Annotated in this window: 12 protein-coding genes; all 12 read right to left on the reverse strand. The window is 60.0% G+C overall.

Annotation, left to right across the window (positions count from 1 at the left end):
- A complete protein-coding gene (locus tag Q2B33_RS01200) occupies positions 1-669 on the reverse strand; it encodes a cell division ATP-binding protein FtsE (RefSeq protein ID WP_296471594.1) in 669 nt (222 codons plus the stop codon).
- Between the two features lie 4 nt (positions 670-673).
- Entirely contained in the window at positions 674-973 is a 300-nt protein-coding gene (locus Q2B33_RS01205; protein ID WP_296471596.1) for an STAS domain-containing protein, read from the reverse strand.
- 134 nt (positions 974-1,107) lie between these two features.
- Positions 1,108-2,208, reverse strand: coding sequence for a phage tail protein (locus Q2B33_RS01210; RefSeq protein WP_296471598.1), 1,101 nt, complete (start codon positions 2,206-2,208; stop codon positions 1,108-1,110).
- Between the two features lie 36 nt (positions 2,209-2,244).
- Complete coding sequence (locus tag Q2B33_RS01215; RefSeq protein WP_296471599.1) at positions 2,245-4,332, reverse strand: baseplate J/gp47 family protein; 2,088 nt, start codon at positions 4,330-4,332, stop codon at positions 2,245-2,247.
- Positions 4,333-4,369: 37 nt separating this feature from the next.
- A complete protein-coding gene (locus Q2B33_RS01220; protein WP_300567033.1) occupies positions 4,370-7,429 on the reverse strand; it encodes a hypothetical protein in 3,060 nt (1,019 codons plus the stop codon).
- Positions 7,392-7,808 carry a GPW/gp25 family protein gene (locus Q2B33_RS01225; RefSeq protein WP_300766043.1) on the reverse strand — a complete coding sequence of 139 codons (417 nt, stop codon included), beginning with the start codon at positions 7,806-7,808 and terminating at the stop codon, positions 7,392-7,394. The genes Q2B33_RS01220 and Q2B33_RS01225 overlap by 38 nt, the downstream gene beginning before the upstream one ends.
- Before the next feature lie 42 nt (positions 7,809-7,850).
- On the reverse strand, positions 7,851-8,663 hold the full coding sequence (locus tag Q2B33_RS01230; RefSeq protein ID WP_300567028.1) for a phage baseplate assembly protein V: 813 nt from the start codon (positions 8,661-8,663) through the stop codon (positions 7,851-7,853).
- 15 nt (positions 8,664-8,678) lie between these two features.
- Entirely contained in the window at positions 8,679-9,845 is a 1,167-nt protein-coding gene (locus Q2B33_RS01235; RefSeq protein ID WP_300567025.1) for a phage late control D family protein, read from the reverse strand.
- A gap of 13 nt (positions 9,846-9,858) precedes the next feature.
- Positions 9,859-10,704, reverse strand: a complete 846-nt coding sequence (locus Q2B33_RS01240; RefSeq protein ID WP_300567022.1) for a hypothetical protein — start codon at positions 10,702-10,704, stop codon at positions 9,859-9,861.
- 9 nt (positions 10,705-10,713) lie between these two features.
- The gene (locus Q2B33_RS01245) at positions 10,714-11,565 is read right to left on the reverse strand and encodes a hypothetical protein (protein WP_300567017.1); all 852 of its coding nucleotides are present in this window, start codon (positions 11,563-11,565) and stop codon (positions 10,714-10,716) included.
- A gap of 3 nt (positions 11,566-11,568) precedes the next feature.
- Positions 11,569-14,397: a hypothetical protein gene (locus Q2B33_RS01250; RefSeq protein ID WP_300567015.1), complete on the reverse strand. Its 2,829-nt coding sequence runs from the start codon at positions 14,395-14,397 to the stop codon at positions 11,569-11,571.
- Positions 14,398-14,426: 29 nt separating this feature from the next.
- Complete coding sequence (locus Q2B33_RS01255; protein WP_300567013.1) at positions 14,427-15,557, reverse strand: hypothetical protein; 1,131 nt, start codon at positions 15,555-15,557, stop codon at positions 14,427-14,429.
- Positions 15,558-15,574 lie beyond the last annotated feature (17 nt).

Consider the following 15,574-nt stretch of genomic DNA (forward strand, 5'->3'; position numbering starts at 1 on the left):
TCACGGACATTGTCCAATCCCGAAGCCCTCATCTCCCAGCGCGATCTCCCGGTACGCAAGCCCTCTGGCGCTCTCCTTGTCGTGGGTGGCCACGATCACCGTGATCCCCTGCCGGTGCACCAGCTCGAAGAGCCTCATGAGCTCCCTGGATTCCCAGGGAGACAGATTGCCCGTAGGCTCATCCGCCAGGAGCACCGCCGGGAAGTTCACCAGAGCCCGGGCCAGACAGACCTTCTGCCTCTCTCCCCCGGACAGTTCTTCTGGATACCGGTTGTATAGATTCGTGATTCCGAGCAGCACGAACAGGGAGGTGATGACCCGCCTGTTCTCCTTCTTCGTCCCGCCCACGATCCGCCTGGCCAGCTCCACGTTCTGATAGGCAGTCTGCCCCGCGATCAGGCGGGGCTCCTGGAACACCACTCCCAGCTTTCTCCGATAAAAGGGGAGCTGCCTGTGGGAAAGCGCGCCCAGCTTATGTTCCAGCACGGAAATCTCCCCAGAGGTGGCCGGAATCTCCCCCAGCAGCAGCCGGATAAAGCTGCTTTTCCCCACGCCGCTCTCACCCGTCAGGAGGATGAACTCCCCGTCCTCGATTACAACGCTGAAGTCCTCAAGAACCGGTTCCTTCTCGCCTTCATAGCACTTTGTCACATGCGCGAACTGAATCATATCGTCATTCAATGGTCAGCATCTGGGAGAATCCGGTCATGTCGAACACTTTCCGCACGGAATCCCGCACATTGATCAGCTTCATGGAGCCGCCCTTGGAGCTGGCTGTCTTCTGTCCGATCAGAAGCGCCCGCAGCCCCGAGCTGGAGACATAATCCACCGCCTCCAGGTTCAGGGTCACTGTACTTCCCTTCTGAAATGCCTGCAGAATCTTCTTCTGCAGCTCCGGGCTGGTGTTGGTATCCACCCTTCCCTCCACGTCAAGCTGCACCATACCTTCTCTTCTCGTCTCTGCAATCGTCATAGCATTCTCCTTATTCCAGTTCCGCATCCGCCGCTACAGTACCATTTCCTGCAGAACAATGCCCGTCTCAAATGCACAGCCAGTCATTGTTCTGGGCACTGTAGCGGCAGATGCTGTTTCCAGTTCCATAAATATCATCCCAGGCACACCGCCCCGTCCATCTCCTGCTCCCTGTCCAGCCTCCCCTGTCCCTGCCAGGGAACCATGGCGTTCCAGTCCAGATAGGAATAGGAATCCAGGACGCAGGCCCTCTTCAGGCAGACCACATGCAGCCTGGCCCGGACAGGGCTGAACTGCTCCAGGAGGAAGAGAAGCTGCGACCTCTTCACCTCCGTCAGCGGCCTGCCCACCAGAATCGTCACATCCTGGGCCGTCCTGCCGTACAGCCGGTTCATCTGCGGAACCTCTTCCTTCTCGATATAAGCCCCCATCACGTTCCGCTCCAGCACCACCACGTCCTCCCCCAGCACGATCCGGGCGATCCGCAGTAGCGCCGCTTTGGTCCCCTTCATCCGGTTCAGGGAAAAGGCCTCCTTCACCAGCGTCCGCAGCACCGGCTCCTCCAGGAAATTGTCCCCCACCGCCAGCCCCAGCCAGGAGGCGTACACCGGGAGCAGGAACGCAGGACAGGTATCCAAGTCCAGGAGCCTTGGAAGCTCCTCGATCTCCTCCTGGAAATCCTCATAGATACTGGAGAATACCGACAGATAGCGGTGGAAGAAGCTGCCCCGCTCCCGGTAGACCTCCGGAAAGGTGTTCATAAAGGGATCCCCCTGCCTGTCTACCCGCATCCCCCTCATGGAGAACTGCCCCTCTCCCTGCACTTCCAGCACCAGATAGAGATACCTTCCCTGGAGCTCATACAGCAGGATGTCCTTCTGGCTGGTATATCTGGCAAAGCCCGCCTCCTGCAGGAACTGCCGCTTGATGGCCCGGGACTCCTGGGCGTCGCACAGGAAATCCTCAATCGGCACAGGCTGCTGCCTGCGGTAGAAAGAGTCCTGGTCGAAAGCCGCCGCATAGAGATAATACACCATGTCCTCGGAGCAGGATACCTGGAAGCGCAGCCTCCCCCAGGAGGCCTTCTCCTCCCCGGCGTCGATGGCCCGAAGATACAGCATATGTATCCCTTCCCTGGGATCCAGGATCAGGGTGCCGTCCTCCTTCAGCTCAAACCCCGGATACAGCCCTCTCCGTATCCGATTATGGTTTATGGAATATGATGCGCCTGCCACTGTCATCTCACCTCCTGACTTTACTTCATGATATCTCTACCCCATCTGTATCCGGATGCTCCCCGCATAGCAAAGACAGTTCTCCTCCGGCACGATGTCCGCCTCCACCAGCTTCGCCAAGCTGGAATTGCGCGGGTACAGGGACAGCTCATAGACGAATTCCACACAGTCCAGGGACTCGATTTCCTGAAAGATCTCATCGAACCTCAGGATCTCCCCAAAGTTCCGCTCCGAATGGACGGAGTCCAGGAACTTCCGGATGGCCCCCTCGATCTGCTCCAGGCTGTTCTCATACTGGCGCTTCACATACACCGTGCCCTGGACGTCAATGGGCGCATACACCGGCGGCAGGATCTCGATCCGGGTGGTGAGGAGCTTCCTCTCCTCCAATTGCCTCCGGATAGCCTGGCGGTATACCTCCGACAGCCCCGGGAACGCCTCATCTGTCCCGGGCATCACCGCGATCCGCACCAGGTTGCCGTTCCCGCTCATGTACGCCCGCACCTTCCGGATGCAGAGCCTGGGCGTCTCCATCACCAGCCGCTCATAATCCCCCGCCGTCACCGCCACGAAAGGTCTCTTCAGATCTGCCAGGAACCGCTTCTTCACTTCCTCCGGCGTCTCCCGGCTGCAGCCTCCCGTCCCCGGGCCGGGATTGTGGAAGCTCAGCTTCGGGGCGATCCCCACCCCGGTCAGCGTATTGCCCTCCCTGATATTCCCCTCCGCTCCCCTGGTGACGGCGAAGCCTCCCACATACAGCCGGGCCCCGATGTAATCCCCCGCGTCCTCGATGCGCAGAACTCCCTGGTCCTCATACAGGTCATAGCTTAAGTCCTTATCCCCGTAACGCCCCGGCCTGACAAAATCATAGATCGGCTCTCCCCTCTCATCCTTCCTCTCGGCGATGACGCAGAAAGATTCCGGCACCAGATTTCCCATGGGCAGGCGGATCGTCTGGTGGTCGTACCCCAGCACGGCTCCCAGGGCATACTGGCGCATCATGCTTTCCTGATACACCACGATCTTGATCGCGTTCTTCACCTTGGCAGGCCCGTAGCCGAACCTGCGCCTGTCGAAGAACCAGGTCACCAGGCCTTCCCCATCCTCCCTGGTCTCGAAGAACCTCCCCTTCTTCCCCGGGATATGGCAGGGCTCGTATTTCCGATAGGACGCGCCCTTCTCTTCCTTGCAGAACACAGTCACATATCCGTCCCCCAAAAGGCGCCTGGGCAGGCTGGCCGAGACCACCCTGTTGAACGTATAGCAGGCGGACAGCGTCTCCTTCTGCCACACCTCAAAGAGGAAGCCGTCTATCTGGACCAGCTTAGGGGCCACATCGTAATCCGCCCGCTCCAGGACGGCCCGGATGGCATACATCCCCTCCGGCGCCTCCGGACAGGCAAGGGCCGGTGCCTCCGGCAGGCGCATCCTCACCTCCCCACTGACCAGCAGCCCTCCGGTCTCGTCCCGCACATGCATCCTCACGAACCCCTGCCCGGTATGGCATTCCCACCGAAGCTGGGCAAAGGTGCTGTCCCCCCGCTCCCCGAACGGATTCCTGCCGTGCCGGTCCGCCACCCTGACGCGGAAGATCAGCTCCTCCCCGGGAGGCGGCAGCGCGTCCGCCGCAAGATACAGGCAGTCCCCGGCTTTCGGCTCCTGGCCGAAGACACAGGCCGGCACCCGCACCTCCCTGTCCAGAAGATAAGAGATGTCCTGCATCCGGCCCTGCCGGACCTGATAGGCCCCGGTGAGATGACAGGGAAAGAGCCGGATGCCCCGGTTGGTCTCGTAACACAGATCCCCCAGCCAAAACTGCTGGTTGGCGGGCAGCAAGACCTCCTCCCCCCTTATCCCCCCGGCGGACAGAAGCATCCTGGCGCACCGCCCCTTCCTGGCCTCAAAGCCCGTGAGCTTCAGAAGCATCCTGACCACCGCCGGCGTGACCTCATGGATCCGGCTCTGCTGCAGCGCCTCAAAGGCTGTCAGGTTCTCCAGGATCGTGATCCCCGGGTCCGAGGGGTTGTGGTTGGTCCATTCCTCCGAATACAGGGGAATCTGCATCAGCGCCTCCGCCAGCATCTCTTCGTATGTCTTGTCCTCCTCATATGCGTCCTTCAGCATACCGTACCTCCCTGGCAATATTCCCTCGATCCGGCAGTCAGCGCCCTGCCGTTATCACGCGATGGCTCCCGCTGCAACAGACCATATAAGGATTCTCCTCCATATCGTTTAGATCCACTTCATGGGCGCCCGTCTGGTCCGTGTACCGGACCGTCACCACCAGCCTGCGTATCAGGGCCTTGCTCTTCAACACATTCAGCTTCATCAGAATCTGGGAGCGCCTTGGCAGGACGCCGATCTCCCACCCCTGGCCCTGCTGGCCTCTGAGGGGACTTAGGTACTCCGTCAGCGTGTCGGTGAGGAGATTCTGCACCTCGAACCCATCGTCCATGTGCATCACCTCCACCCAGATATCCACACAGACCCGGGCGAACACAGGTTCCACCACCCACAGGTCCTCGGGCGCGATGGTCAGCTCGCAGTTGTCCAGCAAGTGCTTTTTCAGCATCCCCGCCACATTATAGAAAGAATAGGAGCCCTCCTCAAAATCCTTCAACAGCAGGCAAAAGGTCAGGGCATTGTCCTGGAAGCCGCCGTCTATGGTCCTGCCGGCCACGCAGCGGACCTTGTGGATGGCATCGGAGAAGTTCAGGATCTCCTGTACATAGTCGTCCGCGGAGATCAGCCTTCTTCGGGATTTCAGGATGTTCGCCCCCCGCTGCAGCGCCTTTTCCATGCTCTCGATGCTGCTTCCCCCGTAGGCCTTTACCGGGTTCTGGATGCTGTCCACGAACATCAGATTGCCCAGAGTCTCGTGGATCCGCCCGGGGCCCACGTTCCCTCTCTCCCCATTGCAGCACCGGATCCGCGCCTTGAACGCCACATCGTCCTGCACCGTGGGAAGACCTGTATGGATTCCGTCCCCGAAGACCAAAAGGCTGTTCATGCGGTCCAGCCTGTAGCTGCGCCAGGGCGGCGCCTCCTGGAACTGGTCGGTCTCCTGCCATCTCACATAGAAAGAGGACAGATTCCCCATGTAATCGTACTCCGCCCGCACGGACTCCGGATGGTCTGCGAGCATCTGCTGCATCCGGGCCTTGGTGTGTTCCCCCCGCTCATTGACCCAAAGCTCCACGTCCAGAATGTCCGGCACGCCCAGGGGCACCGCAAGGTCCGGCCTGATCTCCTCCAGATAATAGTCCTCTTCCTCCCGGGTCTCCACATTGGCGGCCTGGACCGCGTTCAGGCAGATGTCCCGGATCAAAGGCAAAGTGTCCTCTCTCCTCTCGGGCTCTCCATGCAGCCGGCTGATCCGGATCCAGTACGCCCTCTTTCCCTCCAAAACCACAGCCTGCATATCCGCCTGGGGCATGAAGAGAACGGTTCCCGACCGGGAGAAATCTCCCGTGTGGTCCAGCACCTTCATCTGGCGGAAGCCCTTCTTCGTGCTGTACTCGAACTTGCACTGCACTCCCTCGAACCGGATTCCCTCTTCGATCCTAAACAGGAGGCTTATGGGGCCTGATTCCACCTTCCTCTGGAATCCCAGATACAGCGCGTCCTCCCCGTATTCCCCTCTGGAGAACGCGGGGAACCCCCGGCCCTCTTTCACCTTTCTGGTCAGGTCGATCCTCCTGGTCCCGGCGATGGACACAAGGGATTGGGGTTCCATGTAATGCCCCTCATAGGAGAACGACACCCGCAGGCGCTCTACATGGGGATAATGGTGGACGCAGGGGCGCATATAGCAGTTGTCGGATTTTAAGAGCCTGATCCGGATGCATCTTCCGTGATAGGCCCCAGCCTCCGTCCCCTGCCAGTCCTGGGGGCAGACAAAGGAAAACGTGATCTTCCCTTTTTGGTCGCCCATGAACAGGCCCGACACCTCCTGCATGCACACAAGCTTTTTCCAGCCCAGTCCGTTGAAGTATTCCAGGGAGATCTCCTCCGCCCTTGCGTCCGCCGCCGAATCCACCCATATCACCCGGGGCTTGCGCTTGATGATCTTCAGGCTCTCATCCTCCCCCGGCACACGGTCCAGGATTCTGTGCTCCCGGTAGGACACCTCCATGGAGATCTCCACCACCGCCCCCGCTTTGGCGAAATAATCGTCATGCCCCAGGTAGCATTCCTGGAACAGGGACAATGTATCCCCGAAAGGCTCAAAGGCGTCCACATCGAAATCCGTGCCCCCATTGTTGACAAAGTCCGCAGGGAGGGGCTGGCCCTGGGAGGATACCCGGATGCCCGTCACCTCCTGGTTCTCCGCCACCGGCTCAATGGCCTTCATCACCAGCAGGCTCGACCTGCTCCCCTCCATCTCCACGCCGGCGTTCTTCTTCTCCTTTTTCAGCACCACCGTCTCCCCATCCGGCAGCACCTCCACCGATTCCACTGGCTCAAGCCCCTCCTGGGCATAATACCAGAACCCATAGGCCCCCTCCCGAATCCTCTCCAGGAGCGGCGCGTTGCCCGTGATCTTCAGATAGATCGGATTGTCCTCCACGTCCAGGGCCGCCGGATGGTAGAGCAGGAGGGCATTCCGGTGGATGGAGCATAGGTCCGGGCTGTGTCCGAACAGCCGGAACCCATGGAGCCCGCCCTCATCCCCCTCCTGGGCGGAAATCTCTTCCTCCTGGGCCGGAGCCTCCTCCAGGATCCTGGGCCCCTCCATCCTGCCCTTCAAAGGCAGGATGCTGCCGTCCCCCTCCAGGGTCAGAAAGGCATAGTCCAGGGTAGCGCTGGTCACATACAGATTGTGGGTGGTCTCGAATACGATCTGCTCCTCCCCTTCTTCTGTGTCCGCCAGGAACTTGGTCCCCTTAGGCACCTCCACCCCCGGTATGGTGTCCTGTACCAGCCCCAGGAGCACCGTGGCGCTGGCGGGCTTTGCCGGAAGCAGGGAGATCCCCAGGAAATTCACGAACTCCGTGTGGTATCGGTTCAGCACCTGGTTACAGCGGCCGATATTGTTTTCCATCTGTCCCGCGAACAGCTTCGCGATCACGGAGCCGATGTCCGGATCCTCCCTGTCAAAATGCCATTCCGGCACATACGCCGCGGCCAGTTCCCCGATGCGCTCCTCTATGTCCACGGCGGTCCGGCTGTCGATCTTCCATTCATTCAAACGGTTCGGTTTCATATAATTCTGGTTCATAGGCCTCTTCCTCAGGTGCTGCATTCAGATAAAAGGGAACGGTCAGGCGGTCCTCCTCCTGGCTGCTTTTGATCACATAGTCGATGTTCACCAAAAGGCAGCCCTCCCTGACCTGTTCGTCCGTGGTGATCGTCACGCTCTGTATCCTGGGCTCATTGGACAGGATCTGTTCCGTCAGGGAGCGGACCATCATGTTGACGGAGGTGATGTTGATGTCCATAAAGGTGTAGGACATCAGGTCGCTGCCGAACTGGGGCCTTAGGAACCGCTCCGTCTTCTGGGTCATCAGAATCAGGTACACCGATTCCTTCACGCTCTCCTCCTCCGACGAGACGGCGAAGCGTCCCGTGGCCGGGTTGATCTGCGGGGGGAATTTCATCCCCGTTCCTAAAAAACTTCTTTCTGGCATTCTTCCTCACTCCTATCCCAGCTTGATGGGCGTCCCCGCCAGGCTGGCGGGGCCGTTGCTGCTCAACTTCAGCGACGCGTTGGCCTCCACGGACAGGTTCCCGGCCTGGAGCTTCATGGCGCTGTTGGACTTCACGTCCATGTTGCCGCTGGCCTCGATATTGATCTTGGACGCTTTCAGGGAGACGGCCCCATTGCTGCCGTTCAAAATCAGCTCGATATTGTCCCCCACCTTGATGGTCAGCTTCTTCTGGGCCGTGATCTCCATCTGGCCGTCCTCTGTCTTCATCCGGATCAGGTTGGATCCGTCTTGGTCCGACAGCAATATCATCTTCTTCTCATTGTCCAGCTCAATCCGGTGGCCGCCCTGCGCCGTGAGGATGCGGATCTTGTCCTTTTCCCCGTCCCCCTCCTTGTTGTCCTCGAAATAGAGGGTGTTGCCGTTGCGGGTGACGATCTTCTTGTACTGATTGTCCTCGTCCACGGACTTTTTCAGGATCTGGTCGCTGTCCTTGGGGATGCAGCCGATCACATAGGGCTTTTCGATGTTTCCCTGCTCAAATGCCAGGAGCACCTGATCCCCGGCCTCCGGCAGGAAATAATGCCCCCAGCCCGAGCCCCCCGAGGGCATGGCCACCCTCACCCACTGCAGCTCGTTGGCGCTCTGGTCCCGCACCGGCACGGCCACGCAGACCCGGCCCGGCATATCCTTGTCATAATTCTTCACGATCTGCCCGATGACCACCCCCAGGATCCGGTTGTCCCCGGTGTCGGTCTTCATCACCTGCTTCTCTGCAATATCGTCGATCACATCGTACAGTCCCATCCCTTACGCCCTTTCCTATGAATGCCCTTCTTCATTTTCCATGCCTGCCGCTTTCCCGGTGACCTTGGTGATATAGCCCCTCTCGTCCATGATGTGGCGCACCGTCACCAGATAAAAAGTATTCGATACGGCAGTCCCAAGCCCCTTGACTTTTAAGAACCTGCCTGGCGTCAGCTCCGGAAGCCCGATGAATTCCGCCTCCAGCGTGCCCAGCCTGTAGGAGATGTCCTCCGCCAGATAATCCGCCCGATACCCCGCCTCCTCCTTGGAGGTGACAGTGGGGTCGATGTACACCTTCTGGGAATCCTTGATCAGGGGCTTCGCCTTGTTTCCCTGGGAAAGCTTGTTCTGCATCTTCTTGGAGGCCTTGATCAGCTTGGACTTCCCGGCGTCCATCCCCCGGACCTCCACCTTCTCCACGATTCCGGTGAAATCATACCCAATCTCGTAGCTTCTCAGCCCGTCCCCCGGGGCCGCCTCCATCAACAGCTCCTGATTGCTCTTGGCCTTCCGGAAGTACACCGTCCCTCCCACGGAGAAGAATTCATAATTGTATTTCTTGGCCGCCTTGACCACGAATTCGTAATCGCTCTCGCAGACCATCTCCATGGTCCGGTCGCTGGCCGATTCCCCTCCCCCGGGCGCCCCCTGTCTCTTGTCCGGGGTGTCCGAAATCTCCTGTCTGGTGACGATCTCACTGGACTCCAGCCTCACATAGGCCGTCCTGCCCAGGATCTCCTTCACGCTGTCGGAATAGCAGGTGGCCTTTAGCTGCCTGGAATAATTCCCCGCCATCATGATGCCCTTGATGTCCATGGCCGTAATCTCCACCCCGGGGATCTCCTCCTGGCGGAACACGAAATTCACCCGGGAGACAAAGCCCCGGAAGATCTCCCTGACCCGGGTGCCGTAGCCCATGCTCAGGATCACGGCGGAACCCATGCACACATATTTCTTCAGGCTGTCGAACTCGAACGCGCAGGCGATCTTGTCATAGCAGTTGTAGATCCAGAAAGTGGCCATGGCTGCCTCGAACCCGCTGGTCATCTCCACTTCCACATCGGAGATCTGAAACCCGAACTTATTTTGGGAGAAATCCTTTCCGCCGATCTGGACATGGATCAGCGGGTAGGAAAAATCCTCATATTTTTTCTTCAGCTCCTGGTAAGTATATGCCGCCATAGCCCGCGCCTTCCTACAGATTGAAATTCAGCAGATTTCCCGCTTTCTGTGCCGCCTTCACATAGCTGCGGTCCTTCCCCTGGAACGCCTCCTCATAGTGCTGCTGCCAGATGCCCATGTCCCCTGGCGAGACCTCCTCGTCCGCGCAGACCAGAGAAAGGGATACCACCGCCCGGATGGGCTGCCCGTTCACATTGAACATGGTGTACTGGGAGGACACCCGGTTCAGGACCCCGGGATAATGCATGGTCCCCCAGCGGAAAATGATGCGCCTGGTGCGCTGGGAGCGCAGGGCGGCCATGAACCCCTCCACCTCCTTCTGCACGGAGTCATCCTTTTTGCCCACAGCCCTGCGCGCGCTCCTGACGGCGCCCTGGGCCATTGCCGTGGTGGATGCGCTGAGCTTATCCGACATAAAAGCCTCCAGGGGATCCACCTTGTCAAAAACCAGCTTCACGTTCAGCGTGATGTGCACTGCCGCCGACTCATATTTGATCTTGCCGCCCTGGTCGGAAAAGACCGTCTTGGCCACCTGTCCGCCTCCGTAGCCGGACAGGGACAGCTCGCTTGGATTGAACTGCACATAGAAGCATTTCCTGGTGGGCCCGCCCAGGTAGGAGGCCGCAGCCGCTCCCACGGCCGAGACGCCTGCCTTCAGCGCGGAGGAGGCGGCATCCCTGAACCCCTCCAGGCCTCCGGGTATGGCGGACAGGCCTGCCGCCAGGGAGCCGCCGCCCATGGACACGGGCCCCTCCAGGGACGTCTCCCCGCCCCTCTCGTCGATGATCTCTATCATGGCTTTCTCGATTTGCCCCACCGCGCTCTGAGCGGCATTTTTCAAAATGGATGTGGCATCCATAAGCGCCTCCTACAGATGGATATTCAACAGATTGTTTTGCATGGCTTTCGTGGCCATTCCCATTTTCCCGCTTATCTGGTCTGTCCCAGGGTCTCCGAACGTCCTGGTGAAAGCCTCATCCCAGTAAGCCACGTCAAAGCCGGACTCCTCTCCCTGGCGAATGGTCAGGTCCACCATGCCCCGGATGGGATTTCCGTCCTTGTTGAACATGGTATAGCGGCTTGACACGCTGACCAGCTCCCCCTGAAAGCACATCTTCGCCCAGTAGAAGATCACCTTCCTGGTCACAGGCTGGGTCAAAAGGGACATGAGCCCGTCCATCTGGGCCTGGACGGAGTAGGCGCCTCTCACCTTCCTGGCCACGTCCGCCGTACCGGAGACCAGGTTCCCCGCCGTAGGGGCCATGTTCTCCAGCACAAAGGCGTCCTGGGGATTCATGTCGTCGAAGACCAGCTGAAAGCTCATGGTGGTGGACACGGGCTGCACGATCTGTGTGATCTGGTTGGCGCCGCCCTGCCCCAGGCTTCCGCCGGAGTACTGGACCTGCTTGCCCGCCTGGGTGCTCATGCTGATGGAAGAGGGATTATACTGGACCTCCAGGGCCAGATAGCCGCTTCCCGCCATGACACCGTTCCTGCCTGTGAGGGAGCGGAATGTCTGGCTTCCCCCGCGGTTATCTTCCATCAGGCCGTTCAGGGCATCCTCGGTGCTCTTCAGAAGCCGCTTCTGGAGATCGGATGCTTTCTTCGCCGCGTCCCCCTTCTCCCCGCCCTGGGCCTGGGACAAGTCCCTGACGCAGAGGATGGCTTTGGGAAGATTACCGGTCAAACTGCTCACTGCGTCCTGTACCACTGCATTCATATCTTAATAACCTCTACGCTTCTTCTCATTCTGCAGACGCTTCTCCAGCCTGCTGTAGATTTGTTCCGAAAGGGCTCCCATCTGCTGCCGGACCCCTTTCTGGATCATCTCGGTGATATCCTCGGTCTCCCTGTTCACCACCTGTTGGGTCTGCTGGTGCACGGTCCGGCTCACTGTCTGCCGGTCCTGTACCTCCTCATGGTCCACCAGGCGCTTCCCCTGGGTGGTGCGGTTCTGCTCCATGAGAGATTCCAGCATCTCCTGGTCAATCTGCTGCTGGGTGGATTTATGGAACAGGGCGATCCGGCTCTTCTCCTGTTCCTGCCGGAGGGTGCGAACGGCTTCCGCCTCGGAGGAGGCCGCCTCCCCCCATCTCTCCAGCACGGTCTCGGAGCTCTCCTGTATCCGGCGAAGCTCCTCCTCCCGGGTCTGTTCCGTCTCCCGGTGCACAGTCTGGGCCTGGCGGATGTCCCTGAGCAGCATCCCCACCGCGCCCTGCGCCTGGGGCCCCTGGGGAGCGCCGTCCCTCTGCGCCCCCAGATACTCCTCCAGCCTCTCGTAGACCCTCCGGGTCTGCACTGGCAGAAGCTCCATCAGCTTTTGGGCGCGGCCCTGTTCCTCCTGGGCGTCCCTGCGCCGTTCCTCCTCGTATTCCCGCAGCAGGCCCTGGGGGTCCTGCAGGGCCTTTAGGCTGTCCCTTCGCATGTCCCTTTGGGCGGCGGGCCTTCTCCCGGGGCCGGGCGCCAATTCCTTTTGCATTTCCCGGAAGCGCTCCAGCCGCTCCAGATTCTGCTGGTTGATCTGGCGGATCTGCTGCTCCAGCGCCTCCGCGGATTCCTCCTTGGATGTCCCGCCTGGCAGAGAACCCTCCTCCGGGTGATAAAAATGGTTCTCCTGCGCCTCGATCCTGTGCAGGATCTCCATGGCCTGCGCGCTCTCCGCTTCCTGGGGAGGGAACCGCTCCACGGACTCTCTCGAAGCTTCCTGTCCTGTGGCCTCCCTGGGGGTTTGGGCCATTCTGTTTCCGGGTTCTTCTGCCCGGGAGGCTTCCGCCCTTTTCCCCTGTAAGAACTGTTCCTGCTCCCCTGGCTGCCATCTCAAAAGCACTGTCTCGGCGGCCTGGGCCAGTTCCCTGTCTTTCTCCCCAGGCATCTCCTGCGGGGACTGGGCGTCCCCAAGCCTTTCCGTGATCTGTTCCAACAGCCCGGAATCTTCCCGGATCCGGAACGTCTCCATGCTTTCCCGGTATTCCAGGCGGGACGCCGACAGATACTGCTGCACCACCCGGTAGAACTGCTCCCGGCTCTCCTGGGCCAGGCGGATCAGCTCCCTGACGGGCTGCCCTGGCGGCAGCTCTTCCCGGATGGCGGCTTCCCCTGGCAGGAAATGGATCTCCGCTTTCGCCCGCTCTGCGCCTACGCCGCTCTCCTGCTCCTGGCGCTGCCTCTTCCCATGCCCGGCGGCTTTCGCCAGCTCCTCTTCCCGCTTCTTTGAAAGCGCTCTGCCCCTGGGCTGTTCTGTCCCTTTTGCCCGTTCCGGGGCATCAATCCTGGAATCTCCCCCCGCCTCCGCCCCTTTCCCGCCGCTTTGGGCAGGATGGGGCATGGGCTCCCCATCCGCCTTTTCCCTCTCCGGCATTCCCGGAAGAAGCTCCTCCCGGGAAGCGTCCCCGCCCTCCCCATAGGCGATTTCGGCGCTTCTGTGTCCATCCTCCAAAAGCTGCCAGGTCTGTTCCCCGTACTGATTCCAGAGCAGGGTAAAGCGCTCCTGTGCCTCCCATCCCGCCTCCAGGAGGGCCTGGGCCAGATGAATCTCCATTCCTTTCAACTGCTGCTGGCGGATGTTCCACAGGTTCTGTCTGTTGGCAACCTGCCACTGGACATGGAATCCGGTCTTGAGCCGATAGAGGGTATTTTCCGCCGACTGGTACAGGGCATCCTCCATGGACAGCCATAGATCGGCCCGGTGCTGCTGGCGCTCAAAAAGGCTCAGGTACAGATTGTCAATCAGGTTCAGCAGCACCGAGGAAGAGATCTGGCTGCCCACCCATGCCTCTATGGCGCTTTCCTCCTCCGGCTCTGACTGACGATACCCGTCCTCATGGCGGTACACTAAGGGCAAGGCCTCCCCCCGCACCTCCTGGCGTAGCTTCTGCAGCAGGATCTGGACTGCCACCCGCTTCTGCTCGCTGACCTGAAGCTCCTGCCTTGTGACGTAGCGGCTGTTCCCGCTGTGGCTTAGCTGGAAATTGTTCAGGATCTGGTAGATGGCGCCTGTCTGCAGACGGTCCAGAATCTCCTGATAGAGGGTGATCCTTTCCTGCCTGTCTACCGTCCTTTCCTCTATGGTCTGCCGTTCCCTCTCCCGGCTGTGATAGGCCTCCACCCGGTCTTTCAGCTCCTCCAGATGGTTCCAGTAGAGGCTGATCAGCCGCTCCGTGGTCCGGGTCTCCTGCTTCAGGCGGAATACCTCCCCCATGAAGCGCTCCACCTCCCGGATGCCCAGCTTGTTCAGCACATCGGTGATGAAGACGCGGTCCTGATAGGTGAGGTTCGCCTCCTCCATCACCGCGATCCGGTTGAGGAAATTGTTGATGATCTCCAGCTTGGTCTCCTGGCTGTTCTGGATGCGGGTGTTCTCAGCAATCTGGATGCCCCCTCCCTCCTCCAGATAAAGCTCCAGAGGGGCGGTGACTACATGGAGGAGATCTTCCCTATTGATTCCCGAGGACAGTAGTCCGTAATTTCCAGTAATCCTATGATAAAATGCTTCGTGGGAGGAAATCATGGCAGGATTGCATTTCAGTTCCAGCGGCGCCTTCAAAGTCAGCATCTATCATCATCCCCCTCTATCATGCATGTTCAGGAATCCTGCGCATCCGTCTTTTGGGCGGCGAGGAATCTGGCTGTGTCCACCGCGCTGCGCTTAGGGGGCCATCTCTGTGCCCGTTCTTCCATGGCGGCCTTGCGCATCTCATTCTGGGCATAGGTGCTGTCCGTGGTGCTTCCGTTGGAGCCCTGGAAGCCAGGCGATGCGCCGTCCTCTCCTCCCTCTCCCGCGCCGAAGCTCCACTTCTTCGCTTTTTCCTCCATAGCGCTTTTCCGTATTTCCTTCTTTGCGTAAGCGCTCTCCGTAGTGCTTCCATGGGAGCCCAGGAAATCCGGCGATGCCCCTGCTCCATCCGCGGAAGCCCCCTCCTCATTCTTGTGGAAGCTCCATCTGTGGGCCTTATTTTCCATCTGGGCCTTCCGGATCTCCCTCTGGGCATGAGCGCTGTCCGTGGTGCTGCCGTTCATCCCCCGGAAATCCGGCTGGGCGTTCTGCTCCTCCCCAGGAGGCCCCCCTACCCTCTGCACTTTCAGGGCGCTGTCTCCCCCCGCGAACATCCATCTCTTCGCCCGCTCCTCCATCTGGGCGGCAGAGTCCTCGTCCCGGGAACGGTTGGCGGACTGATTGCCGTTGCCCGCCTTGCTGGTGCTGTCGAATTTCCAGGGATCCTCCATGAGGAAGCTCCCCGCCACATTCTCCATGCACACCAGCTCCCTGTAGGCGATGGTGGTGGTCTCTACCAGCAGTCCCCCCTTCTCCGCGTTCAGCTCCCCATACTCCTTCGCCATCACCGTACATCCGGTAAAGACATACATGCGCACCGGGAGGAAATCCCCGTAGATCCGATAGCGGTTCACCATCAGGATCACCGGCAGGGCCAGGTCCGTCCCATTGGCCAGCGGGTCCAGGATATCCGTCCCCACATACCGTTCCACCTGAAAGGTAAAGGGCTTGGATATGGGCTTGCGGCGCATGTGGACATAGTCGTTGAGCCCGCCCTCCTGAATCAGCTCGTACTCGTTCTCCTTCTGGAACACATGCACGGACCTGCAGGGCAGATCGTAGATCCCCTCCACCCGGAGCAGGAAGTTAAAGTTCACCGCCGGATTGTTCCCATAGTTCCGGACCAGTATATTGCCGGAATTCGCCTGCGCCAATGCCATAACCTGTCAACCTCTCT

The sequence above is a fragment of the uncultured Acetatifactor sp. genome (assembly GCF_948601915.1).
Taxonomy (GTDB): Bacteria; Bacillota; Clostridia; order Lachnospirales; family Lachnospiraceae; genus Acetatifactor.

Bases quoted from the DNA above. Each gene is read 5' to 3' on its own strand.
- Q2B33_RS01200 (WP_296471594.1), bottom strand. From the start codon at position 669: ATGATTCAGTTCGCGCATGTGACAAAGTGCTATGAAGGCGAGAAGGAA.
- Q2B33_RS01205 (WP_296471596.1), bottom strand. From the start codon at position 973: ATGACGATTGCAGAGACGAGAAGAGAAGGTATGGTGCAGCTTGACGTG.
- Q2B33_RS01215 (WP_296471599.1), bottom strand. From the start codon at position 4,332: ATGCTGAAGGACGCATATGAGGAGGACAAGACATACGAAGAGATGCTG.
- Q2B33_RS01220 (WP_300567033.1), bottom strand. From the start codon at position 7,429: ATGAACCAGAATTATATGAAACCGAACCGTTTGAATGAATGGAAGATC.
- Q2B33_RS01225 (WP_300766043.1), bottom strand. From the start codon at position 7,808: ATGAAATTCCCCCCGCAGATCAACCCGGCCACGGGACGCTTCGCCGTC.
- Q2B33_RS01230 (WP_300567028.1), bottom strand. From the start codon at position 8,663: ATGGGACTGTACGATGTGATCGACGATATTGCAGAGAAGCAGGTGATG.
- Q2B33_RS01235 (WP_300567025.1), bottom strand. From the start codon at position 9,845: ATGGCGGCATATACTTACCAGGAGCTGAAGAAAAAATATGAGGATTTT.
- Q2B33_RS01240 (WP_300567022.1), bottom strand. From the start codon at position 10,704: ATGGATGCCACATCCATTTTGAAAAATGCCGCTCAGAGCGCGGTGGGG.
- Q2B33_RS01245 (WP_300567017.1), bottom strand. From the start codon at position 11,565: ATGAATGCAGTGGTACAGGACGCAGTGAGCAGTTTGACCGGTAATCTT.
- Q2B33_RS01250 (WP_300567015.1), bottom strand. From the start codon at position 14,397: ATGCTGACTTTGAAGGCGCCGCTGGAACTGAAATGCAATCCTGCCATG.
- Q2B33_RS01255 (WP_300567013.1), bottom strand. From the start codon at position 15,557: ATGGCATTGGCGCAGGCGAATTCCGGCAATATACTGGTCCGGAACTAT.